The 24,701-nt window shown below is 66.9% G+C and carries 17 protein-coding genes, 1 tRNA gene and 1 pseudogene; 9 read left to right on the top strand and 10 right to left on the bottom strand.

What is annotated here, in order from left to right; genetic code table 11:
* Together ACRYJK_RS09990 and ACRYJK_RS09985 are read left to right on the top strand one after the other, a co-directional pair.
* Positions 1-577 (top strand): annotated as a pseudogene (locus ACRYJK_RS09990) (3'-5' exonuclease); the annotation flags it as partial.
* Between the two features lie 259 nt (positions 578-836).
* Positions 837-1,481 (top strand): hypothetical protein, encoded by a 645-nt coding sequence (locus ACRYJK_RS09985; RefSeq protein WP_482667352.1) that lies wholly within the window; start codon positions 837-839, stop codon positions 1,479-1,481.
* A gap of 121 nt (positions 1,482-1,602) precedes the next feature.
* On the opposite strand, the gene ACRYJK_RS09980 is transcribed toward ACRYJK_RS09985, so the two are convergent.
* The 4 genes from ACRYJK_RS09980 to ACRYJK_RS09965 form a co-directional block, all read right to left on the bottom strand.
* Positions 1,603-3,255, bottom strand: coding sequence for an alkaline phosphatase D family protein (locus ACRYJK_RS09980; protein WP_482667351.1), 1,653 nt, complete (start codon positions 3,253-3,255; stop codon positions 1,603-1,605).
* A gap of 27 nt (positions 3,256-3,282) precedes the next feature.
* Positions 3,283-5,649: a TonB-dependent receptor gene (locus ACRYJK_RS09975; protein WP_482667350.1), complete on the bottom strand. Its 2,367-nt coding sequence runs from the start codon at positions 5,647-5,649 to the stop codon at positions 3,283-3,285.
* Between the two features lie 592 nt (positions 5,650-6,241).
* A complete protein-coding gene (locus tag ACRYJK_RS09970) occupies positions 6,242-7,330 on the bottom strand; it encodes a phytase (RefSeq protein ID WP_482667349.1) in 1,089 nt (362 codons plus the stop codon).
* Entirely contained in the window at positions 7,330-10,086 is a 2,757-nt protein-coding gene (locus tag ACRYJK_RS09965) for a TonB-dependent receptor (protein WP_482667348.1), read from the bottom strand. The genes ACRYJK_RS09970 and ACRYJK_RS09965 overlap by 1 nt, the downstream gene beginning before the upstream one ends.
* 189 nt (positions 10,087-10,275) lie before the next feature.
* Here ACRYJK_RS09965 and ACRYJK_RS09960 point away from each other — a divergent pair, with 189 nt between their 5' ends.
* Both ACRYJK_RS09960 and ACRYJK_RS09955 read left to right on the top strand, forming a co-directional pair.
* A complete protein-coding gene (locus ACRYJK_RS09960) occupies positions 10,276-11,640 on the top strand; it encodes an alkaline phosphatase PhoX (protein WP_482667347.1) in 1,365 nt (454 codons plus the stop codon).
* An 86-nt stretch (positions 11,641-11,726) separates the two neighbouring features.
* Entirely contained in the window at positions 11,727-12,368 is a 642-nt protein-coding gene (locus tag ACRYJK_RS09955) for an SOS response-associated peptidase family protein (RefSeq protein ID WP_482667346.1), read from the top strand.
* A gap of 473 nt (positions 12,369-12,841) precedes the next feature.
* Here the strand turns inward: ACRYJK_RS09955 and ACRYJK_RS09950 are convergent, their stop codons facing one another.
* From ACRYJK_RS09950 to ACRYJK_RS09940, 3 genes are all read right to left on the bottom strand, one after another.
* Positions 12,842-13,798, bottom strand: a complete 957-nt coding sequence (locus ACRYJK_RS09950) for a hypothetical protein (RefSeq protein WP_482667345.1) — start codon at positions 13,796-13,798, stop codon at positions 12,842-12,844.
* A 143-nt stretch (positions 13,799-13,941) separates the two neighbouring features.
* Positions 13,942-14,015, bottom strand: a tRNA-Gly gene (locus ACRYJK_RS09945).
* Positions 14,016-14,141: 126 nt separating this feature from the next.
* Complete coding sequence (locus ACRYJK_RS09940; protein WP_482667344.1) at positions 14,142-14,897, bottom strand: competence/damage-inducible protein A; 756 nt, start codon at positions 14,895-14,897, stop codon at positions 14,142-14,144.
* Between the two features lie 83 nt (positions 14,898-14,980).
* On the opposite strand from ACRYJK_RS09940, the gene map reads away from it, so the two are divergent.
* Positions 14,981-15,811: a type I methionyl aminopeptidase gene (map, locus tag ACRYJK_RS09935; RefSeq protein ID WP_482667343.1), complete on the top strand. Its 831-nt coding sequence runs from the start codon at positions 14,981-14,983 to the stop codon at positions 15,809-15,811.
* A 72-nt stretch (positions 15,812-15,883) separates the two neighbouring features.
* Positions 15,884-17,089, top strand: a complete 1,206-nt coding sequence (locus ACRYJK_RS09930) for a pyridoxal phosphate-dependent aminotransferase (protein WP_482667342.1) — start codon at positions 15,884-15,886, stop codon at positions 17,087-17,089.
* Here the strand turns inward: ACRYJK_RS09930 and ACRYJK_RS09925 are convergent.
* Both ACRYJK_RS09925 and ACRYJK_RS09920 read right to left on the bottom strand, forming a co-directional pair.
* Complete coding sequence (locus ACRYJK_RS09925) at positions 17,086-18,075, bottom strand: retroviral-like aspartic protease family protein (RefSeq protein WP_482667445.1); 990 nt, start codon at positions 18,073-18,075, stop codon at positions 17,086-17,088. The genes ACRYJK_RS09930 and ACRYJK_RS09925 overlap by 4 nt on opposite strands.
* Positions 18,075-19,271, bottom strand: a complete 1,197-nt coding sequence (locus tag ACRYJK_RS09920) for a dipeptidase (RefSeq protein ID WP_482667341.1) — start codon at positions 19,269-19,271, stop codon at positions 18,075-18,077. Before ACRYJK_RS09920 ends, ACRYJK_RS09925 begins: the two co-directional genes overlap by 1 nt.
* A gap of 87 nt (positions 19,272-19,358) precedes the next feature.
* Between ACRYJK_RS09920 and ACRYJK_RS09915 the strand changes: the two genes are divergently transcribed.
* Positions 19,359-20,777 (top strand): aldehyde dehydrogenase family protein, encoded by a 1,419-nt coding sequence (locus ACRYJK_RS09915; protein WP_482667340.1) that lies wholly within the window; start codon positions 19,359-19,361, stop codon positions 20,775-20,777.
* Positions 20,778-21,090: 313 nt separating this feature from the next.
* Entirely contained in the window at positions 21,091-22,287 is a 1,197-nt protein-coding gene (locus ACRYJK_RS09910; protein ID WP_482667339.1) for a tetratricopeptide repeat-containing sulfotransferase family protein, read from the top strand.
* Here the strand turns inward: ACRYJK_RS09910 and ACRYJK_RS09905 are convergent.
* On the bottom strand, positions 22,284-23,642 hold the full coding sequence (locus ACRYJK_RS09905; RefSeq protein ID WP_482667338.1) for an aspartyl/asparaginyl beta-hydroxylase domain-containing protein: 1,359 nt from the start codon (positions 23,640-23,642) through the stop codon (positions 22,284-22,286). The two genes, ACRYJK_RS09910 and ACRYJK_RS09905, sit on opposite strands and share 4 nt — an antisense overlap.
* Between ACRYJK_RS09905 and ACRYJK_RS09900 the strand changes: the two genes are divergently transcribed.
* A complete protein-coding gene (locus ACRYJK_RS09900) occupies positions 23,641-24,651 on the top strand; it encodes a hypothetical protein (protein WP_482667337.1) in 1,011 nt (336 codons plus the stop codon). The genes ACRYJK_RS09905 and ACRYJK_RS09900 overlap by 2 nt on opposite strands.
* The last annotated feature ends 50 nt before the right edge of the window (positions 24,652-24,701 follow it).

Raw genomic sequence — 24,701 nt, 5'->3', positions numbered from 1 at the left:
CGCGGGACAAAAGATCGACGATGATGAGGTTGCCGCCGCGCTGGGCGAGGTCGATCTGATCGTGGCGCACCATGCCGCCTACGATCGCCCGATCTTCGAGCGGCGCTTTCCGGCCTTTGCCGGACGGGCGTGGGCCTGCTCGATGACCTCGATCGACTGGTCGCGGCGAGGGCTAGAGGGTCGACGCCTCGGCGGCCTCCTCGCCCAGGTCGGCTACTTCACCACCACCCACCGCGCCGGTGACGACGTCTGGGCGCTGATGCATCTGATTTGGGACGCCCAGGCCTGGCCCGAGCTGCTCGCCCGAGCCGAGAAGCCGAGCTACCGGGTTGAGGCAACCGGGGCGCCCTACGCGAAGAAGGACGCGCTGCGCCTCGGGGGCTTCCGCTGGGACGCCCATCGCCGCGTGTGGTTCGCGCTGTGCGAGGAACACGGGCTCGAACCCTTCGTGGCCCGCGCGATCAACGCCGGCTCGCGCGACCCGGCGGTATTCGAGCTCACCGCCTGCCATCGCTACCGCGAGCTGCGCGCGGACGAGCTCGACAGCCTGCGCGTGCCTGGCCCGCGGTTCGACTGACCGAACCCCCACAGCGACACAACCAACCTCGAAGCGGCCCGCCCTCACCGGCGGGCTGCTTCGTTTCATTCCGGGAGCAATGAAGGTGCACAACGACAACGACCCCCTCGACCCGCACGCCGTCTCAATGCAGCGCGAGGCCAACCGGTGGGCAGCCAACCGCGGACGCGGACCGATTTCGCTTATCGTCGTCGACTTCGAGTACAGCTATGATCGCGCCGGGCACGCCGGCTACCTCGCCCGCGACGGCGAAGGCGCGATGCGCAAGGTGCGCTGGCCGTTTCACCACATCGTTGCCGGTTGCTGGACCAGGCTCTCGTTCCTCGAGCAGACCCCGACGCCTGTGGTCAGCGACGTCACGCTCATGGCGGACCCGGCGGGCGAGCAACGCATCGTCGAAGCGCTTTTTGCCACCCTCAATGCGGACCCGGCCACAAAGCTGGTGACTTGGGGCGGTGAAGCGAAGGATCTGCTCGTTTTGCGGCGGACGGCGGCAACGGCGGGTCTGCGCATGCCCACGCAACTGCGCGACCTACGCCCTTGGGCTCCGACGCGCATCGACCTTGGCGAAGCCACATCAGGCCGCTCAAAGTTCGTGCACCTGCCCGAATTTTGTGCGGCGGTGGGCGTGCCGTGCAAGCCGACCGCCAGCAAGGCGATCGGGAAGGCCGTCGAGGCCGGCGACACCAGGATCATCGAGGAGCAGGTCGCAGCCGATGTGCTGACGACCTCGCTTCTGGCGGTGCGTCACATCATCGCCATGGGACTTGCCGAATGCGATCGCTTCGCCAGCGAACGGGAGGTCGCCGAGGCGATGGCCGCCGCACTCACAGACAACGCTTGGCTCGCAACAGTCGCCCGTGGCTACCGGTCGACAGCGAACATGCGGCGGGAGGCGGCGTGATGAATTCGCGACCACGCCCACAGCTGATCGACGGTGTCGACATTCTCGACGGGCGCGCTCACGTCGCCGTCTTCCGCCCGATCGCCCGAGCGACGTGACGCGCTGTGTTCGACGCCTCTGACTACACCGCCCGCAATTCGCCTGGAGTAGCGCGCCAGCGGGCGGCGGTGCGGGGGGTGGCGGTGGGTTCGGTCACCGTCGACATCGCGACGAATTCCGCGGTGACAGCTTCGCGGGTCAAGGTGACGAGCGTGTAGCCCTTGCTGTCCTGATCGCACCAGCGGACTGCGGGGTTCTGATCGGCGATGATGCGTCCGACGCCCGGCAGCACCGACCCGTAGGAGGGGCTCGTGATCGCGGTCGTTCCGAACTCGCTGCCGATGCGGGTGCCGTCCTGCGCGACCAGTTCGTTGACCCAGGAAGCGTGACTGTCGCCGGCGAAGGCGATCGGTCGCGCGCCGACACGGCGCAGCATTGCGTAGAGCCGCTCCCGCGCAGGTGGGTAGCCGTCCCACGCGTCGAGATTGAAGGGCAGCCCGGCGGCAAACCCCAGCCGTGCCGTTTCCAATCGCGCGCGCAGGCTGGTCGGCATCGCCGACTGGATCGCCCGCCACCGCTCGGCACCGTAGCCGCGAACGAGATCGGGGCCGGCGACGGGCGCCATCACCACCTGGTTGCCGAGCAACTGCCATGGCTTTCCGGCCCGCACCGACCCCCGCAGCACCGCTTCGAGCCACGCCATCTGCGCTGGACCAAGCAGCTCGCGATCGGGGCGCATGCGTTCTGCCAGCATGCGCGGCACGTCGTCGAGCGAAGGTACTTCGCCTTTGAACGCCACCTGTTCGGACCGTGCGAAGAGCCGCGTTTCCAGCATGGCGAGCGTCGCGAGGTCACCGAATTCGAAGCTGCGATAGATGGCCGCCGGGTCGGCGCGACGGCGCGGGTCGCGGATGGGCATCCATTCGAAATAGGCCTGGAGCGCAGCTGCCTTGCGGACCCGCCAGTCGCCTTCGGTCGCAGGTTGATGGTTTTCCGCCCCGCCAAGCCACGCATCGTTGGTGACTTCGTGGTCGTCCCAGACGCAGATGAACGCCGCGCGCGCGTGAGCGGCCTGCATCGCGGGGTCTGCCTTCACCTGCGCGTGGCGACGTCGGTAGTCGGCGAGCGACACAGTTTCGTGCGGTGGATCTGGGAGGCGGCCGATGCGTCGACCGATCTCCGCGCCATACCCGTCGAGGCCATATTCGTAGATGTAATCGCCGAGATGGAGGACTGCGTCCACGCGCTGCCGCCGCGCGAGGTCCGCCCAGGCGGTGAAGTAGCCGCCCGGGTAAAGCTGGCACGATGCAAGGGCGAGCACGACCTCCGCCGTCGCTCCCACGGGCAAGGTACGAAACCGCCCGACCGGGGAGCGCGTGCCCGCGCGGGTTTCGAACCAAAACCAGTGGTCGACGCCGGGGCGCAGGCCGCCGACTTCGGCCTTCACCGTATGGTCCGCCGCCGCTCGTGCAACGGCGCGGCCCGTTTGCACCGCTCGTCCGCCGGGTTCCCGCGCAACGAACCAGCGGAGCGGCACGTCTCCGGCACCATCGGGGACGCTGACCCGGGTCCATAGGAGGGCGCCGTTCGCGTCCGGGTCGCCGCTGGCTATGCCGTGGAGGAAGCGGGCGTCACCGGCCTCCCGCCGGCCGGTGGCGGCGATAACCGGGGCGCCTAGCGTCCCCGCGACACCCGCACCCAGTAGCGCCAAAGCTTCGCGACGAACTACGTCCATGATACGCTTTCCCCTGCCCGCAGCCGATCAGTAGCGCGCGGTAAGCTGGATGCCAAAGAACCGTGGCTCGCCCGGGATAAAGGTCGGAATGCCAAACGCGCCGCCAGTGTTGCCGGCGTCGAGCAGATAGTCCTCGTCAAAGGCGTTGCGGACAAACGCCGCGACCTCGAACCGGTCGCCTGCGAAGGCCACGCCGCCGCGCGCATTGACCAGCGTGACCGGTCCCTGCGAGAGCAGCGGGTTGTTCGGCACTTCAAAGAAGATGCGGCTGCGGTGGGTGACGCTGGGCGTCAGGAAGAACCGGGCGCCGTTCCCGATCGGCGCGTTCAGGGTGAACCCCGCGGCGGCCTGCCATTCGGGTTGAAGGCGAAAGCGCGCACCCGAGAATTGCGGGGCGAAGCTGTTGTTCTCGTCGATACCGCCGTCGATATAACCAACGTTGCCGAACAGCTGCAGCATGTCGGACACTCGGACGGCCAACTCCGCCTCGACGCCGAGGTTGCTCGCCGTGCCCGCGCTTTGCGTGACGCTGCGGCCATCGGGCTGAACGACGCTAACTTGGAAACCATCGTAGCGCTGATAATAGACACCGAGCGCGCCGGAGACGGCGCCTACCGCGCCCTTCAGCCCGACTTCGTAGTTCCAGACATTCTCCTCGGGCACGAGCTGAACATTGGGCCCGACGATGCCGGCGACCCGCGCCGCACCGAGCTGGACCACCGGCGAACGCCGCCCCTTTGAGACGGTGGCAAAGAGATTGGTGCGGTCGGTGAGCCGGTACAGAATGTTGAACCTCGGCAGCACTGCGGCGAAGTCCGCCTCGGCGGTAAAGGTGCGACCGCCGGTGTCGACCTGGCCCGGGACGAGCGAGAAGGCGAGGCTCGGCAGCGCACCGAGCAGTTGCGCGCGAAGTGGTGCGGGCAACAGGGCAGGCAAACGGGGCGCGGGAACGGTGGAGCGGTAGCCCGAGCGGCGATCCTCGATCAGAACGCGGGCGCCCGCGGTCAGCTCGAGACGGTCTGTCGGTATCCAGGTGACGTCCGCGAACACGGAATAGCTATTGTTTCGCCCTTGGTTTTCATACTGCGAAGAATAGGGAAGCTGGGTCAGCGCGCCGCCGGTTAGCAGCGAGGTCGCCTGCGACGCGGGAACGGCGCCCGCCGCGTTCACGCAGCCGATCCGAAGCGCGTTGCTGAGGCACTGGATGAAGGTGCCTTCCTCGCCCGAAAAGGGCACGTTCTGGACCCCGCTTTCACGAAAGAAATTCCAGCCAAAGGTCGCGCGCCAGCGGGGGTCGGCATAGCTGAAGCGGCCCTCGTGGCTCGCCTGCCAGCCGCGCGCGAGTTCGGCGAACTCGAGATACCAGGCCGCCGATCCGTCCGCGTCGAAGACTTCGAGGCTGTCGAACTCGCGATACCCGTTGACCGTCGTGAAGGTGACGCCGCCACCCAAATCGGCGCGAACCGTGAGGTTGAGATCGTACACGTCGCGGTCGAGGCCAAGGTCGGCCTTGCCCAGCACCGACTGCGACAGCGGCGAGCCGGACAGATTTGCGCGCCCGAACGGGTTGGCGGGGCCATCGGCGGTGCCATAGGTGCGCGAGACGAAGGGGGTGCCGCCGTTGCGCTGGCGATCGTAGGTGCCGATCAGGTCGACCGTCACGGCATCGCTCGGGCGCCAGCGCAGCGAACCGCGCAAACCGAGCTGGTCCTGTGCGTAAAGCTCCTGCGGCTGCGCGGGGTTGAGATTCTCGACGTAGCCATCGCGCGTCCGCCACTCGAACGCGAGCCGGCCGGCCAGCGCGTCGTTGCCGGCGTTGACGAAGCCGCCAAGCAAAGTGTGATTGTAATTGCCGTAGCCGGCGGTGACCTCCGCCGCGAAGCCGGATCGCGGACGCGCCGAGGTTAGGCTGATCGCGCCGACGGCCGACGCTGTCCCGAACAGCGTCGCCTGCGGCCCCTTGATCACCTCGACGCGCTCGAGATCGTAAATCGCCTGGTAGGACCCGCGCGAACGCGAGATGTCGACCCCGTTGTAGTAAAGCGTGACGCGCGGACCTTGCTGCGCCGAACCTGAATCGGATGTGATACCGCGGATGACGACGCCCGGGTTGTTGGCGCTTTGCTCCTGAATGTTGAGCCCGGGGACATAGGCCGACAGTTCGTCGAGATCGCTGACCGCGAGGTCGCGAATCCGCGCGCCGGACAAAGCGCTGATCGTGATCGGGACGTCGACCGAACGCTGCTCGATCTTTTGCGCGGTGACGATGATGTCACCGTCCTGAAGCTCTTGCTCTGGAGCGTTATCAGCGACCGGTTGCGCGAAGGCGGGCGCACTCAGCGCGAGAGAGGCGGCACCCAGCAAAAGCTGGCGCGACGTGCAACGGTAAATCATGTGGAGAGTCCCCGAGCATTGTTGTCGGGGCGGCAGCTAGGGTCGGTTGACGACAGATAATTGACGGTGCTGCGACGGTTTCGTGACGATCGCCCCGCGAGCGACCGAACGCGCGCGGCTCAAAACGCCATCGCGGCCCCGACCACCATCAAGCCGGCGAGCGCCATCGTGCTCGTCACCCGGCCCGATAACGCGGGGCGCCGGTCGCTTTCTCCAAGGCGGACAAACGCCTGTTCCCGAGCCACTTCCATTCGCGCCGGAAAGTCGACTCAAGCCACGTCAACTGGATTTGCACCGCCAACTCGATCGACGGCATCCCCGCCGCCCTTCGATCACGGTTGCGGGTGGTCGAGGCCGAGGGACCTCGTGGACAGCACCTCGCGGCGCTGATCCAAACCACACTGGGACCGCCGTCGGCGCTGTTTGCTCAGCAACAGCCCGCGACCTGGCGGCGCCTTCGCACCGATCCGGCCACGCTGCTCCACCGCACGCGCTCAGCACGTGCGGTCATCACGCACCTGCGGGCGCTCGCTGGCACTTTGAAAGCAGGACTCCTGAAGTGCTCGTCTATGCTAGGACGGGCGCGCCAGGATTAACGGGCGGCAGCGGAGGGTGGGGCGGCGAGTGCGGTGCGCACTTCGGCCCAGCTCACCAGTTTGAAGTTCTGCGGGCGGGGGGTGTTGTCGCCGTCCTGGGCGACGAACAGCCCTTCGCGATAGCGCGGGCCGAAGTCGCCGAGCATCAATTCGATGCCGTCGGTTTCGCTGGTGCCGCCGATCGGACCACCGTTGATACGGAAACGGCCGCGCAGTTCAGCCGTGTCGAGGTCGAGCAGGGCATAGGCATTGTCGCCCTGGCTTGATACGACCAGCAGGCCGCCCCGCTCGCCCTCGGGGGCTAGCGCCAGCCCTTCGACATCGGCGACCAAACCTTGCGACGCGCCGACGCTGGCGAAGACCACCGGGGCCGGCGCTGGCTGGTTGAGGTCGATGCGCCACACGCCGACGTCCTCTTCGCCGACGTAGAGCAGGCCGGTGCGGTCATCGACGACGCAGCCTTCGGATTGGGTGCGAAGCGTGAAGCTGCGGGTGCGTTCGAGGCGGACAGGCGCGCCGGTATCGGCATGGATCCGCACCTCGTCGATCCGCCCCGCCTTGGTAACGAGGTAGGCGCGCGGCATGGGGTCGTTTCCGATGCGGCCGAGGCAGAAGCCATAGGCTTCGCCGTCGGCGCCCGGCACGGGCAGCTCGGCCAGCGGCTCAAGCGCGCCGCTTCGCGTATCGAGCGCAAAGAGCGACAGCCGTGGCTGGGTCAGGCTGTTGCGGTTCGACGCGCCGACCAGAACGATGCGGCGGGCTTGCCATGCCACCTCATCGCGCAGGTCGACATTGTTGATCTCCCCGGCGGACGCGAAGCCCACCGCGCGCCCGTCCAGGCGATAAACGTGAATCCCCGCGCGCTTGTCGGTGCCGACGATCAGGCTCGCTGATGGATCGGCGGGGTTGCGCCAGATGGCGGGATCGTCGGCGGCGTCGGTGTTGGCAGTGCCGACCGGTTCGGTCTCCCCGCTCGCCGCCACATCGACCGCGGGGAGCGAGATGCTGTGGGGGAGCGTCACGCACCCCCATAGTCCGGCAGCGGCGCTCGCCAGCAGCAGCGCCCTCAGTGCAATCCCGCGCATCAGAAGGTGAACCGCACGCCGCCGGTGAAGCGCCGACCAAAGCGTTCCCACTCGATCGTGTACGGGCTCGAACGGACGTAGCGCCGACCCGGCTGATCGAGCAGGTTCGACGCGTCGAAATACACCTCGAAATTACGGTTTACCGCGAAGCGCGCCGAGAAATCGAGCTCGTCGTCTGCTGCCCAGTAGAAATTGCCGCCGTCCGAAGCCGGGCCATAGGCATCGAGCCAGTCGGTGCGCTTCTGATAGTTGAGCCGCAGCGACAGCCCGTATTTCTCGTAGTAGGCGCCGATGTTGTAAACGACGTCGCTGGTGCCCGGCAGCGTCAGCTTCGACCCGTCGGGGGCGGTCGCCTCCGACCAGTTGAGCGTCGCGTTAGCATTGAGGCCGAAGCCGCCCATCCAGTCGGGGAGGCCAAGCGAGCCCGTCCACGGCTCAAGCTGGACCTGGAGCGCCGCCTCCAGCCCCGCGATCCAGCCGCTGCCGCCGTTGGTAATGGTTGACAGGATGTAGCCCGAGCGATCGATCCCGCCGCTGTTGAGCACGTCTGAGTTGAAGGTGCGGCTGTCGTCGAAGAGCACGTCCTCGACCCGCTTATAGAAGCCGCCGAGCGACACGAACCCCTGCGGCACGATATATTGTTCAAGATAGACGTCGACGCCGTAGGCGCGCTCCGGCTTCGCTTCCGGGTTGCCGCCGGAGATGCTCTGGTTGGTGTCGCTGAAGGTGAAGTTGGGGCGCAGCTGATCATAGTCGGGCCGCGCGGCGCCGCTGTTGAACGAAATCCGCAGCTTCTTGTCGTCGGCGATGTCGATGTTGAAGTGGAGGCTTGGGAAGACGAGCGTCGAGTCACTTGCTGTGCGGATCGGCGTGTTGACCCCGTTCAGCGCGACAATCGCCTCACCGCTGTTCCGGACATGCTCGATGCGCGCGCCGCCGACGATGCTGCCCCACGACGGGCGCAGCGTCGCCATGACGTAAGCGGCGTAAACCTGCTCCTCGACATCGTAGAAGTTGGCGGGGATCGGTACGAAATCCTGCACCGCGTCGAGCTGCGCGACGAAGCGGCGCATGGTGTCGGTGTCGAAGTGCCTGAAGTCGTACGACAGCGGGATACGGCCGCGGAACGGCGCGTCGGTCGTCCAGTTGCCGAGGTAAGTGGTGGGGAGGCCCGCCGCCGCGAACTGCGCCGCAGTGTTCGCGAGCAGCTCGCGTTCGTTCGATTCCTTGCGCCGCAGGTCGAATTGCGTGCCGAAACGGAGCTCGGCATCGCTGCCGAACAAGCCCGTGCGGTGGCGCAGATCGACCCGCGCGGTGAAGGCGTCGGTCACGTCGACCGCGTCAAGCGAGCGCAGCGAGGAGAGCGGACGCGGATAGGCGTCGATATTGTGGTTCTCGGCACCGCGGGCGAAGGTGCCCGACGGGTTGAGCGTCGAGAATAGGCGCAGGCGCGCCAGCTCCGGGTCGCGGAAATCATACTCGACCGTGGGCCGCTGGGTGCGGGTCGACGGGCTGTCGAAGCGCGCTTCGCCGACGACGCTGCGATCATCCTCCGCCCGCGTGAAGTTGAGCCGCACTGCAAGGTCGGTCGCATCCGACAGCGGAACGTCGGCGCCCGCGGTGTTGCTCCAGATCGACTGGCGGAACGCGCGCAGCGTCGCGCGCTGGTTGATGTCGATGCCATAGACGGTGCCGGTGAAGGGGGTGTTGCCGATGCACACGTCGGCATAGCCGCTGTTGGTCACCGGGTTGGTCGCGCCGCAGGGGGTCGCCCCGCGCTTGTTGTCCGACTGGCGATCGTCGAGGTCGAAGATGAAGTTGTCGCGCCCTTCGTCGTCGGCGAAGATGGTGTAGATCGACTGCGCGAACAGGCGGCCGCCGGCGTCGGGGCGCCATTCCAGCCGGCCACTCGCCGACCAGTTGCGGCGGGTTAGGCGGTAGAGCTTGTTTTCGGTCTCGCGCGCCCAGATGCGGTCGGCGCCGCCCGGCTGGAGATCCTGCGACACCGGCTCCCAGTCGATCTCGAAATTGTCGGTCAGCATGTCGCGCTGATAATAGCTGCCCGACAACACCACCCCGAGCTCGCCCGCGCCCAGCCGCCAACGGTCGGAGACCACCAGCGAGCCTTCATATTCGGTGCGCCCGCCAAGCTCGACATGACCCGCGCCAAGCTTTCCGGCGACGCGCAAGCCGGGGTAATCGAACGCCGAACGGGTGATGATGTCGACGTTGCCGGCGACCGTCTCTCCGGTCATGTCCGGGGTCACCGCCTTGCGCACCACGATCTGCGAGGCGATCGCCGAGGGGATGCTGTCGTACCGCGTGTCGCGGCCTTCGGGGCTGACGATGTTGAGCCCGTCGATCGACAGTGTGGTCCAGTTGATCGGCGCCCCGCGCAGCGAAATATAGCGCGCCTGGCCCTGATCGCGCTGCACCGCGACGCCCGGCAGGCGACCCGCGGCCTGCGCGATATTCTGGTCGGGCAGGCGGCCGACGCTGTCGCTAGCGGCGATGCTGACCAGCGAATCCGATGCGCGCTGCGCCCGCAGCGCGGCAGCCTCCGATTCCGCGATCGGGCGCGAGCCGGTGACGACGATGTCGCCCGACTGGCCCTCCTCCGCAGGCGCTGAGGCGATCTCGGCGTCGGCGGGAGACGCGACCGGGTCTGCGGCGAGCGCGGGCGTGCTAATGGCAGCGGCGAGCGTAAGCAGCGAGGCGCCCGCAACGATGCGGGTGGCGCGGAAGGACGACAGCATTTGATAACCCCCTTCGACGCCGCGATCGGGCGGCGGGTCGACGAGCGGCGCGTTATGACCGGAGCGCGACGATTCGGTGGCAAACTCGTGACATTTCTGTGACGCGCGGCGTGATCGGGCGGTCAGCGCGTAACACCGCTGTCGTTTTTCGACGCCAGGCCGGAATTTCAGACAAGGGGAAATCCTGCCGTGATCACTCGCCGTGCCGCATCGCTTAGCCTCTCGGCCGCCTTTGCCAGCCTCGCGCTCGGCGGATGCGGCACGTCATCGGGGGCGGCCATCTCGCGGCGCGCACCGCGGCGGGCGCTCGAGTCCGATCCGGCGGGGGTGCTCGATCTGCCGGACGGCTTTAACTACCGCGTCATTTCGAGCTTCGGCGAGACGATGGCCGACGGCTGGATGGTTCCCGATCGTGGCGACGGGATGGGCGCGTTCGACCTTGGCGGCGGGCGCGTGGCACTGGTCCGCAATCACGAGCTTGGTCCCGGGCATAGCGACACCGGCCCCTTCGCGCGCAAGCCCTCTGGCGCCATCCCAACCTACGACCGGCGGCGCAGCGACGCCGCACCGCTCCCCGGCGGTACGACCACGATCGTCTATGACTATCGCCGCGGCGTCGTGCAGGAACAGTATCTCAGCCTCGTCGGCACCATCCGCAACTGCGCCGGTGGGGTAACGCCGTGGGGCAGCTGGCTCACCTGTGAAGAAGACATGACGCGTGCCGGCAGCAGCGTCGGCGCCGACCACGGCTGGGTGTTCGAAGTGCCCGCGGCGGGCCGCGGCGTGGTGGAGCCGGTCGCGCTCACCGCACTCGGCCGCTTCAACCACGAAGCGGCGGTCGTCGACCCGCGCACGGGGATCGTCTACCTGACCGAGGATCGCCCGGAAGGCCTCCTCTACCGCCTCCTCCCAAATGCGCGGGGGAGGCTGGTCGCAGGCGGACGACTGCAGGCGCTGGCCTTCGTCGATCCCGCGCGGCGGGATACGCGCAACTGGACGGGCAGCGATGTGCCTCAGCGTGCGGCGTTGCCGGTGCGGTGGATCGACCTCGACGGAACCGACAGCCCCGCCGACGACCTGCGCCAGCGCGGCGCGGCGGCAGGAGCGGTGCCGTTCGCGCGGGGCGAGGGCATTCACATGGGCCCCGGCGGCGAGATCTATATCGCCTGCACGAGCGGCGGGGCAGCGCGGGTCGGCCAGATCTTCCGCTACATCCCATCGCGCGTCGAAGGGCACGACGAACGCGCATCGCCGCCGACCCTCGAACTGTTCGTCGAATCGAGCGGCACCGACATGCTGCACTATGCCGACAATCTGACCGTGGCGCCGAGCGGCCACCTCGTGGTGTGCGAGGACCAGCCGGGCGACAGCGTTGACAATCGCCTGAAGCTCGTCACCCCGAGCGGAGAGGTCAGCGACTTCGCACGGCTGCGCCTGCCGACCGAACTCGCCGGCGCCTGCTTCAGCCCCGACGCGCGCACGTTGTTTGTCAACATCTACAGCCCGACGAAAACCGTCGCCATTACCGGTCCGTGGCCGTGGTTGCGCGGCTGAGCACACGGTCGGGGCACCATCCGCCTTGATGCAAAATCGCGGTGGCGTAGGCTCGCGCGATCGACCCTGACGTCCGGAGGACCGTTGTGTGTAATCGTGCTCGCCTGTCCTACGAGCCCGAGACGTTGCGCACCCACTTCGGCGCCGACTGGCTGGCTGAGCGGCCGATGGACAATCGCTTCAACCCGCAGGAGCTGGTGCCGCGGGGGCGCGCCTATGTCGTGCGGCGCGATGACCGCGGGCTAGGCATCGACATCATGGCGTGGGACGTGCTGGGCGGGCAGGCCAAGTGGCCGATGACCAACGTCCGCAACCTTGCGCTGCCGCAGTGGCGCCGCCTCGCCGAACACCCCCGCAACCGCTGCCTCATCCCGCTCAGCGAGTTCTGCGAATGGACCCCCGACACCCACGACGTCGGCGGCGGCAAGCCGATCAAGGGCGAGATGTGGTTTCAGATCACCGACCAGCCGCTGTTCGCGGTCGCCGGCCTGTGGCAGCCGCTCGCCGACGACAAACGCGGCTTTGCCATGGTCACCTGCGACCCCAACGAGCTCGTCGCGCCAATCCACCCCAAGGCGATGATCACGGTGCTCGAGCGTGAGGACCACGAGCGCTGGCTGACCGGTGGCCTAGACGACGTCATCGCCCTCCAGCGACCCTACGACGCCGCGCGCATGACCGTACGCGGGCCTGAATTTCCAACACGGGTCGCTCCACGACTGATATAACAGGTCGTCCCTGCGACAAAGCTCGGGGAACTTGAACGCCTACGTGCGGCGCGACATGCGTTCGCCGTGCTTTCGTGACGAAGCTCGTCCAGGTGCCGACCCCACGGACCGCCGGCAGTTTAGCGCGAGCAACCGCACGGATGCCGGTTGAAGATGTGACGTCAAATTGGGGATTTCTCGGGTCAGCACCTCGAGCATCTCACCGAGATATTGGTCTCGGCCGACCGTTTCCGGCCGCGCATTGTACGAGCGTTCTTGCACCGTCCTCCGCGAGTGACCCAGAATCCGGTTCGCCGTGCTTTGCCGAACCTTGTCGCTCTCGAGATAGGAGCCAACCGGATAGCATGAAGGTCGGCTAACTTCCCATTCGGCAAGATAGGTAAAGGCCGTCTGCGAGACCCTTGGTTACCCGTATAGATAGGCACGAAAACAGCGCGTCGAAGTGCTTCTTCTGCCAAGGCAGGCGGGCTATCTCATCGTTCAGCCCGCGTACGCTGTGCCGATGCTCTTTGAAATTGATGAACGGAACCCTGAAGGCGGTCTTCCACGCGGTTCTGCAGCTCTCCCGCCACGGCAGCCATCACCGTAATTTCCTTGTTGATGGTCCGCGGCGAAGTTCGCGCGGAAGACGAAGGTTCGGGACCGTCATTCGGCGTAGGCGTCTTCTCAGGGGCAGATACCCACGCTGTGGGGCTTGGCTCGGACGAGGGCGTATTGGGCTGAGGTGAGCGCGGCTCGCGCAAGGGAAAGTCGCGCGAGGCCGCGTTAAAGCGCTCTTCGTCGAGCGCGATTTCGAGCACGTCCACCCACGGCGGGATGTCTCGTTCGTATAGCTGACGCATTCGAGAGAACGCGGCCGCCTTGCCGCGCAACAGTTGCGCTCTTGCATCGCGCTCGGTGACGTAGGTCCACTTCTGGTCGAGCTTCATCGGCTCGGCACCTAGCCGCTGCATCGCCTCATCTGTTAAGGTCGGATCGTCCACACGGTACTTGACGAGGCGGGTCACCACCTCCCGGTCGGCGGCATCGACCAGGGGAAGCCGCGCCCAGGCGGCGTCGGGAAATACGCTCGTGTTGGATGGGTGACCTGCACACATTAAGAACGCCGCCTCGTGCAGACGACAACTGCGGTCGAACCGCTCCGGGGTCGGCGGCAGCGGGTCGGTCATCTCCGCGACGAGCGTGCGGATTTCGTCGTTCATGCCCCGCCGGAAAAATTCTCTAGCGATGTCCGGGGAAAGTCCCCGCTGGCGTTCCGACCACATCATCGTTTCCCATCGCGCGTTCAGACGGGCCGCTCGAAACTGAGCGGTTCGCCGGTCCGATGTCCTCAGGGAAATGGTTATAGCTTCGCCGCCGCCGAACTGCCCACCGAGCCGACGGCGGAAGTAAAATATGCGGTGACGAACGACGAGGCTGCCGAATTTCATACCGCCATCTCCGATCAATGGACGGCAGCGAACTGACGGGTGTGAGCAGCCTGGCGTGACACAGCTTTGTGTCACAGTCTTGTGTCACACGAATCCACTCTACGGAGATGGATTCTAACTATTCCAACACGTTAGGCCAAAAGTGGAGCGGGTGAAGGGAATCGAACCCTCGTCGTAAGCTTGGGAAGCTTCTGCTCTACCATTGAGCTACACCCGCAAATCAAGCGCTTACGCCGATTTTCGCGGTCCATTCCGAATTCTGCCAATTCGGAATTCCGAACTTCGCCCGCCCTCTAGCAGCCGGCGCAAGCTGTGCAAGGGGGTCGCATTCGAGACGGTCGTCTCAGATTCCGCCGTCGACGAGGTCGTAACCTGCCGCGGCGAGCCCCGTGCGGATCGCGGCAATGGCTTGCTGAACCGTGGATTCCTCGGTCGCGCGGGCGACGAAGTTGGCACCCACCCGCCCTTCACGAAAAAAGGGGTAGCTGCCGATCGATACACCGGCGTGAGCGCGCTCCACCTGACGCAGGACGTCCGCGACTTCGCTTTCGGCGACCCAGCCGCCGATCGTCGCCGACACCAATGGCGCGCCGCCCTCCAGCGTGCCGGTCAGCGCGTCGAGCATCCCCGCGGTGATGTGCGGCACGCCGGCCATGATGAAGATGTTGCCTATCGTCATGCCCGGCGCGCCCGACATGCGATTGGGGATGAGGTCGGCGCCCTCCGGCACCCGCGCCATGCGCAGGCGCGCGTCGGTGACGCCCCCCTTATCCGCATAGTAGCGCGTCAGCACGTCGACCGCCTGGGGATGATGCACCACCCCGACTCCCAGCGCGGCGGCGATCGCGTCGACGGTGATGTCGTCATGAGTCGGCCCGATCCCGCCGGTGGTGAACAGATAATCGTAGCGCACGCGGAGCGCGTTGACCGCTGCCACGATCTCCGCCTCGACGTCCGGGACGATACGCACTTGTGCGAGGCGAATGCCCTGCACATTCAGCCAGGAGGCGACCTGCGCGACGTTGCGGTCCTGCGTCCGGCCCGACAAGATTTCATCGCCGATGATGACCAGCCCGGCGGTCCAGATACGATCGCTCATGGCTGCGATCTTAGAGCCGCGCCTTCTGCGGGCAAGCGTCGCCGACCTAGGATTTTCGGTCCGCCGCGCCTAAGTGCCGGTCGATGGATACGCGTTACGTCACTCTCGCCGACGATCAGGTCGGCACGCCCCGCGATGGCGTCATCAAGCTGCACGGACCGGAGGGCTTTGCCGGGATGCGCAAGGCAGGAGCGCTCGCCGCGGCCGCGCTCGACATGATCGCGCCGCAGGTCGTGCCGGGCGCGATCACCGCGGACATCGACGCGGCGATCCTCGACTATATCGTCGCTGCGGGCGCGGTGCCGGCGACGGTCGGGTATCGCGGCTATGCGCACGCGAGCTGCATCTCGATCAATCAGGTCGTCTGTCATGGCATCCCGGGCGAGCGCGCGCTCAAGGACGGGGACATCGTCAATATCGACATCACCGCGATCGTCGATGGCTGGCACGGCGACACCAGCCGCACCTTCCTCGTCGGCGACGTCGCGCTGAAGGGGCGACGGCTGGTCGAAGTGACCTACGAATGCCTGATGCTCGGGATCGAAGCGGCACGGCCGGGCAACACCATCGGCGACATCGGCTGGGCGATCCAGAGCCACGCCGAACGCCATCGCTACGGCGTGGTGCGCGAGTTCTGCGGCCATGGTCTCGGGCGCCTGTTCCACGATGCACCAGAGGTGGTCCACGTCGGCCCGCCCGGATCGGGGCCAGAGCTGCGGCCCGGCATGTTCTTTACCATCGAACCGATGATCAACCTCGGCAAGCCGGGGGTAAAGGTGCTTGCCGACGGCTGGACCGCCGTCACCCGCGACCGCAGCCTCACCGCGCAGTTCGAACACAGCATCGGCATCACCGAGACGGGCTGCGAGATTTTCACCCTGAGCGCGGCGGAAAAGGCGCAGGGCTTGGGCTAACCCGATCGCGCGGCGACGGTTGCCCTGCTTCGGCACGCGCTTTAACGCTGCCGCATCTGCCGAGGGAACATCATGCAGCCGCGCCTGTCGTCCGCCATCACGCGTATCCAGCCCTCCGCCACGCTCGCGATGACCGCGCGCGTGGCACAGTTGAAGCGTGACGGGATCGACATCATCGGCTTGTCCGCAGGTGAGCCGGATTTCGACACCCCCGATTTCGTCAAGGAGGCGGCGATCGCGGCCATCCGCCGCGGCGAAACCAAATATACCGACGTCGCCGGCACCTCCGCCCTGCGCGAAGCCATCGCGCACAAATTCCGTCGCGACAATCAGCTGAGCTACGATCCCGCGGACATCATCGTGTCGGTCGGGGGCAAGCATGTCATCTTCAACGCGCTCGCCGCGACGGTCGGGCCGGGCGACGAGGTGATCATCCCCGCCCCCTATTGGGTGAGCTACCCCGACATTGTCGCCTACACCGGTGCCACTCCGATAACCGTGAGCGCAGGCGCCGAACAGGGCTATCGCATCACGCCCGAACAGCTTGAAGCCGCGATCACGCCCAGCACGCGCTGGCTGATCCTCAATTCGCCCTCCAACCCGACCGGCGCCGCCTACGACCGCGCGACGCTGTCGGCGCTGGGGGCGGTGCTCGATCGCCATCCCCAGGTGATGATCCTCACCGACGATATGTACGAGCATGTCTGGTATGCGGACGAGCCCTTCACCAGCTTCGCCGAGGCGAACCCGCAGCTGTTCGACCGCACGCTGACGGTTAACGGCTGCTCTAAGGCCTATGCGATGACGGGCTGGCGGATTGGTTACGCCGGGGGGCCGGGCTGGCTCATCAAGGCGATGGCCAAGCTCCAGTCGCAGTCGACCAGCAACCCCTGCTCGATCGCGCAGGCCGCCGCGCGGGGAGCACTCACCGGCGATCAGGACTTCCTTGAGGAGCGTAACGCCCAGTTCCGCGAGCGCCGCGACATGGTGGTGGCGATGCTCAACGACGCGCCGGGGCTCAACTGCCCGACGCCCGACGGCGCCTTCTACGTCTTTCCCGACGCGCGTGAGACGATCGGGCGGTCGGCGCCCGACGGTCGTCGCATCGACAGCGACAGCGACCTAACCGACTATCTGATCGATGCGGCCCGCGTCGCGGCGGTGCCGGGGCAGGCGTTCGGCCTGTCACCCGCATTCCGCATCAGCTACGCCACCGACAGCGAAACCCTGCGCACCGCCTGCGCCCGCATCCAGGAGGCGCTCGGCCGCCTGCGTTAACGGATCGAGCGGTTTGCGCGCGTGCGCGTGGGGAGGTCGAACCACACCCGGCGCGAACCGAAGTCGATCGCCACGCGGTCGAACAATGTCAGCGCGTCCATGCCCAGCAGCATCGCCGGTCGGCGCTCGAGCCCAAGGGCCGCAAAGGCCGGGCTGTCGCCGTAGGCGATGGGCAGGTCGGTGATGGTGAAGCCGGCGAGATCGATGCTCGTCACCACCCCGCGCTCCACCGGTAACCGGGCGCCGGTGACACCGAGGATCAGTCCGGGGGTGAGCGGCGCGCCGTGGCTGCGGTTGCTGGCGACGAACCTTTGCATCGCGCGGTTGCCGATGCTGGTCTGCGAGCCCGTATCGAGCACCAGGTCGATCCGCCGCCCGCCCAGCCGCGCGTCGGAGATGATCAGCCGCCCGGCGTTGCGGCGCGCGGTGACGACAATGGCGTCGCCATCGCTGATCTCTCGATCGCGGCGGCGGCTGGTCGGGCGCAGCTCCATGCGGTGAGCGCGGAAGTCGATCAGCAGCCGATGACCCTCGAGCGCATCGAGACCAATCAACCCCGGTCCACCGATCTGGGCGCCGGCGAACACCGGTATCCGCTGCGAGGGCAGGCGCACCGGCCCGACGCTCATGGCCTCGGCGCGCACGAGATCCGTCTCGATCACCTCCGCGATGCCGACGATGCGCGCGCGCCCCGCAGGCCGAAGTTGCAGACGCTCCGCAATTTCGCGTGCGACAACGCTGCGTTCGGCGCCGGTATCGACCACGAAACCGTGCGGTCCGTCATCGCCGAACCGTACATCGAGGGTCAGCCGCTGCGATGGATCGCGACCGAGGATGTCCGCGATGACGGGCGCTTCGGTGCCGTTCATCGGCGATGCCGTGTCGACGGGCGGGGGCATTGGCTGTGCCGCCCCCGGCTGAGCCGCGTGGGCGGCGCCGCTCATCCACGCCAGCAAGCCGATGGCGAGGATGCGGACCCGCTGCATCACCGCGCCCGGCGCTGTTCCGCGATGCGCAGCACGCGCAGGGTGTTGCCGGCCCAAAGCTGACGCAGATCGCTCTCGCTCCACCCGAGCCGCTGCAACCGCGCAGTGACGTCGGGCAGGGCACGGATATCCTCCATGCCGCGCACCCCGCCGCCGCCGTCCCAGTCGGCCCCGATCCCGCAATGCGCCGCTCCGACGAGCCGCAGGCAGTAATCGACCGCGCGGACGTAGAGGTCGATATCGCCTTCGTTGATGCGCTCGCGCTGGTCGAGTGCCGCCCAGCGTCGCGCCAGGTCGCGCTGCGCAGCGGCGGTCATCGTCGGCAGCCGGTCGAACTCCTCGTAGAGCGGCTTGCGCGCGTCGCTGTTGTTGAACCGCGACAGGAACACGCTGTTGATCGCGATCACCCCGCCCTTTGCCGCTACCTCCCGCGCGATATCGTCGGGGACGTTGCGCGGATGGTCATAGATCGCGCGGAAGCCTGAATGGGAGAGGATGACCGGCGTGGTCGAGAGGGCCATCATCTGCCGCGTCGCTTCATCGGAAGCATGGCTCGCATCCACGACGATGCCGAGCTCGTTCATCAGCGTGACCCAACGCCGCCCCTCCGGTGACAGGCCGCCCCAGCGGCGCTCTCCGGTGGTCGAATCGGCGAGCTGGTTGGTGCGGCTGTGCACCGGCCCGGCCATGCGCACGCCCGCGTCATACCAGCGCCGCCAGGCTGCCGCATCCGCGCCCAGCGGGCCGCTGTTTTCGACCGACAGCAGCGCGAAATGTCGCCCGCTGCGCGCAATGGCGGCGATCTCGTCACTGGTCTTGGCAAGCGTGATGCGCTCGCTTTGCGCCGCGATGGTGCGCAAGGTGGACGCAAGCCGGGCCTCCGCCGCGCGCGTCATGCCGGCCTGATCGGCCGACTGCGGCGTGTAGATGACGAAGAAACCGCCATCGAGGTTGCCGGCGCTCATCCGCGCAAGGTCGACATGCGTCAGATCGTCGGTGAAGGTCTGCGCGCGCCCGAAATCATAGCCGGGCCGGTCGAAGTGCACTGGCGTGTCGAGATGACTGTCGAGCGTCAGCAGCCGTTCGTGCAGCTCGGCCGTGCCTTGCCCGCGATCGCTCGCCGCGCTCGGCGCAGGGGACGGGGTGCAGGCCACAAGGCCCAGTGTGGCGAGAGCGGTGACGAGCAGCGTGCGCATGCCAGAGAGGCTAGCGCAAAGGTTGCGCGGCGCAACTCAAACGCGCACTCTGGCGGCAACTCCCCTCTGCTCGAAAGGCTGCATTTCATGCGCGAACATCTTCAGCACTATATCGACGGCGCCTGGGTGGACAGCGACGGCGGTACGCGGCGTGAGGTGATCAACCCCGCGACCGAAGAGCCGTGCACGGTCATCACGCTCGGCACCGCGGCCGACGTAGACAAGGCGGTTGCCGCGGCGCGGCGTGCCTTCGCGACCTTCTCACAGACCAGCGTCGACGAACGCCTCGCGCTGATCGACCGCGTGATCGACGCCTACAAACGGCGCATGGGCGACATCGCCCAGTCGATCAGCGAAGAGATGGGCGCACCGATCAGCTTCGCCACCATGGCGCAGGCGCCTGCCGGGCTCGGCCACTTCATCGCGGTGCGCAAGGCGCTCGAGACGTTCGCGTTCGAGGAGGATGTCGGCGGTGCGCGGGTGGTGCACGAACCGATCGGCGTGGTCGGCCTCATCACCCCCTGGAACTGGCCGATCAACCAGATCACCGCCAAGGTCGCGCCCTGCCTCGCGGCGGGCAACACGATGGTCCTGAAGCCGTCGGAGGAATGCCCGACCAACGCCGTGATCCTGGCCGAGATCATGGAGGAGGCAGGGGTGCCGGCGGGAGTCTTCAATCTCGTGCAGGGCGACGGCCCCGGCGTCGGCGCAGCGATCTCCGCCCACCCCGACATCGACATGGTGAGCTTCACCGGCTCCACCCGCGCGGGCATCGCGGTGGCGCAGGCCGCGGCACCGACGGTGAAAAAGGTGCACCAGGAACTCGGCGGCAAGGCGCCGAATCTGGTGCTCGAGGGCGCCGACCTCGGCGAAGTGCTACCGCCGACGGTGCAGGGCGTCATCGCCAACACCGGACAGAGCTGCATCGCGCCGACCCGCATCCTCGTTCACGAAAGCCAGAAGGACGCAGCGCATCAGACCGTGTCGGTGATTATGGCGCAGGTCGCAGTCGATAGCCCGACCAAAGAAGGGATGCACATCGGCCCGGTGGTCAACAAGGCGCAGTACGACAAGATCCAGGACCTCATCCAGTCGGCCATCGACGAGGGCGCGACGCTGCTTCACGGGGGCCCCGGCCTCCCCGAGACGGTCAATCGTGGCTACTACATCCGCCCGACCGCGCTGGGTGACGTGACGCCCGATATGCGGATCTATCGCGAGGAGACCTTCGGCCCGGTCGCGACCATCACCACCTACAAGGACGCGGACGAGGCGGTGACGATGGCCAATGACACCGAATACGGCCTCTCCGCCACCGTGTCCGGCCCTGCCGACAAGGCGCGCGACGTCGTCGGAAAGCTGCGTGCAGGGCTGGTCACCGTGAACAGCTGGGGCCCCAACAACAATGCGCCGTTCGGTGGCTACAAGAAATCGGGCAACGGCCGCGAATATGGCAAATGGGGCCTCGCCGACTTCATGGAGGTGAAGACGATCGTCGGCGCGTAACTCTCTGCCCAATCGCCAAGGCATTGCCGACCGGGCGCGCCCGAGATTAGGGCGAGTTGTGCAGGACCGCTCACCCGACGTCGCCATCAGCGAACAGGCCATCGCGCGGGCCATGGCTGCCGCAGACTGGGCGCAAGCCGAGACGCTGCTGGCGGCGTTGGTCGCGCGATATCCTTCGCATGCCGATGGGTGGTTCGACCGCGGATGGGTCGCGCGCCGCCGTCGGCAATTTGCTCTTGCGGTCGATTGCTATCGCCAGGCGGCAAGCCATTCGCCTGCACTCGGCGACGCGTGCGCTATCAACGAGGCGGTGGTGCTCTCCGAAGACCTCGGTGACACCGCAGCTGCTCTGGCGGCATTGGAGCGACGCGACAAATCCGGCGAGGCGCCCGTCCCCGTTCAGCTCGCTGCCGGGCAAATTCATGAAGATCTGGGCGACGCGGATGCAGCGACTGCACGCTATCGCAATGTCATCGCTGTCGAGCCCCGCAATGCGCGCGCCTGGAGCCGACTCGCGGCGATCGCCGTTCATCGCGGGCAGGCCGCGGCAATGGTGGACGAGATCGAACGTGCGATCTCGTTCGCCGCCGATCTGGACGCGCGCGCGGACTTGCTCTTCGCTGCCGGCAACCTGTTCGATGCGGTCGGTGATTATCATCGAGCCGGGCAGGCGGCTGAAGCCGCCAACCTCATCGCAGCCTCGCTCATTCCACAGCGCTACGACCCGGCGCGCGAGGAAGCGCTGAGCGAGGCGCTCGTCCGAACATTTCGTGCGCCATTGCCCTCCGTCGAGTTGCCCGACGCCGGGGGCGCAGGGCCGATCTTCATCTTCGGCATGTTTCGCTCCGGGTCCACACTCGTCGAAACTCTTTGCGCCAAACATCCGGAGGTAACCGGAGGTGGGGAGCTTGAGACGATCCCCGCGCTGATGCGACGCTTCCCCCAGGGCCTGCCGTCGCGCGAGGCACTGACGGCGTCAGGCATCGGCGCACTGCGCACGGCCTATTTCAACGCCGCGCCCGCGGTCCTCGGGAAGTTCACCGACAAACGCTGCGACAATTATCGGTATCTTCCTTTGATCGCAGCCATGTTTTCGAACGCGCCGCTGATCCACACCCGGCGCCATCCGCTCGACATCATCACCTCCACGTGGTTCCTGCGCTTCCATGACGGGATGCTCTACACGCACGATATCAGCGCGGCGGCGCACGCCTACGTGCAATACGCCCGCCTGATTGAGGCGTGGGAGCAGAGGGTCCCGTCACCAATTGCCACCGTCGATTATGAGGAGTTGGTGCAGGACCCGACGAAAGCTTCCGAGCGCGTTCACCGGGCTGCCGGACTGCAGCCAAGCGAACACGCGGCCGATATGCCGTCATCGATCCGCACCGCGGCGAGCTGGCAAGTGCGTCGTCCCCTGCATACGCAGTCGGTGGGGCGCTGGCATCACTATGATAGCTTTTTGAAACCCGCCGTGCGCGTCTTCGAACAGGCTGGCATCGCGTTCTAGCGTTCGGCACTCACCATATTCAGGTGCGCGACGTCAAAGAAGGTCGCCAGCCCTTCCGCTTCGTCCTCCGAAAGGTGCGGGTTCCAGACGTCGAATATAAGGACGATGCGCTCCTTGTCGGTCGGGTTGATCGCCTCATGCTCGATCGTATCGTCAAATGCGAACGCCTCACCCTCGCGCCAGAAGCGCGTTTCTCCACCGACCCGGAAGCTGCACCCCTCGGGTACCACGAGCGGCAGGTGAATGATGGCCCGCGCATTGGTGACGCCGGTGTGGGGCGGAATGTGCGCGCCCGGTTTCAGGATCGAGAAAAAAGCGGTCGGCGCCTTGCCGGGCACGATGTGCGGAGGAGCACAAGCCAGCGCCTGCATCGTCGCGGGGCAGCGATCCGCAACGGCGTCGTTCCGTACCCCCTGGTCCCACAGGAAACAGGCGCTCCAGTCGTGCGAGCGATCAAGCGCACTCCACTTGTTTTCGGGCGTTCCCTCGTCCTGCTCGACGTAAGGACGGATCGACGGATCGCCATCCGCGACGAGTCGCAGCGCCTCCGCGCGGATGGCCGCGGTGTGCTGCTCGACCTCGTCGAGCCAGGGCAGCATCGCGCGGTCGAAGAACTCATCGGCAGGGAGAAAGGGGACGTAAAGGCCCGCGCACTCGCTCCGATAAACCTTGCGCCGCCCGAGCGCGTGATCGATGGCCGCGCGCACACGTCGATGCGGCGCTCCGTCGGGGAGGGCGCCGCCGAAGCGTTTCGTCAGCGTTTCGGCGAACGCGAGGTTATGTTCCTCGAGATAGCGAAGACCTCGCGCAAGGGCGTCGGCCACCACCGGCGGGGGGCGGTCTATGCCCTGGGCGAGCTGGACCACCGCGCTCCAGTGCTGAACCGCCAGCGCGCCGCGGCCCGAGCGCTCGAACAGCTCGGCAAGCCGCAGTCGCGCGACGAAATGGCGCTGGTCGATCCGCAGGACCGATTCGAGCGCCTGCTGCTCTGCGGCTGCGTCGCCGGCGGTACGGTGAGCCGTGGCGAGATTGACCCGCAGCGCGGCTTCATGGGGTGCAAGCTCTACAGCGCGCACAAACCATCTCGCCGCTTCTGCACCGTCACCCTGACGCAAGGCCAGCATGCCAAAGCTGTTATGAACGTGCGGGCTGTCCGGATGGTCCGCCGCTGCGGCTGTCAGTAGCGAGTGCGCGCGCGCCAGATCACCCGCATCCTCAGCAGCTTTGGCCTGATGCAGGTGCTGCGCGAGCGAGGACGATGTGACTGCGTTCATGAGACCAGTCGTGTCGCGTCGCGTCGGGTGAATCAAGCGCCGGCTTGCGTCGCATGCTGAGCCTTGGCACCCCGCGCGCATGTCACAATCGACCGAGTCCCGCCTCCTGCCTCAGTGGCTCGCCCACCGCTACGATCCGGCACATGACTCCGTCCATCTGATCGATGTGCCGCGGGCGGTGAGGGCGGAGGTGCCGTTCCTGATCGACGCGCACCTCGCGTCTGCCGGCAGTCCAGTGGTGGCGCGTCGTGCGGAGGTCCTCGCGCAATGTGGCACGCCCGCGCCGGTTCATTTCATTTTTCACTCGGCCTATTGCTGCTCGACGTTGCTCGCCAACGCCTATGATCGGCCGGGCACGAGCTTCAGCCTCAAGGAACCGGCCATCCTCAACGACCTCGTCGGCTGGCGGCACCGCGGGGCCGACGCGGATCAACTCGCGGCTCGTATGTGCGACAGCGTGACATTGCTCGCGCGACCGTTTGTGCCGGGCGAAGTGGCGGTGATCAAACCATCCAACGTTGTGTCAGGGCTGATCGAGGGGCTCCTTAGGGTGGCACCGCAACCCAAGGCTTTGCTACTCTACGCGCCGCTCGAGGTGTATCTGGCGTCGATCGCGAACAAGGGGCTGTGGGGCCGTCGTTGGGTGCGGGACCTCTATCTCAAATTGCACCGCGACGGCCTGACCGACCTCGGTATCGACGCCGATGAGATGTTTATGCTGACCGACCTGCAGGTCGCAGCAGCGGGGTGGCTGGCCCAACATCGGCTGTTCGGGCGGATCGCGGGCGCCGCCCCGCAGCGCATACGTACGCTGGATAGCGAGGCGTTGACTGCGCGGCCGCTCGATTATGTCGCGGCACTCGACCGTCACTTCGGGATCGCCACCGACGAGGGCAGCCGCGCCGCGATGATCACGCGCGTGTTCGGAACACATGCCAAATTCGGCACGGCCTTCTCGCCAGAGGAGCGCATTCGCGCGCGCGAGGCCGCAGTGCGGGCGCATCAGGACGAGGTGGAAAAGGTGCACGGCTGGGCGCTGGCGGTCGCGGAAGCAAACGCGATCGCGATGACGCCACCGTCGCCGCTCTGACGTAAAAGCCGCCGGCCTGGGTGCGTGGCGAGAGCCGCGGAGGATCAATG

Source organism: Sphingomonas sp. BLHR8 (assembly GCF_056821725.1).
This window is presented reverse-complemented; position numbering and strand designations above follow the sequence as displayed.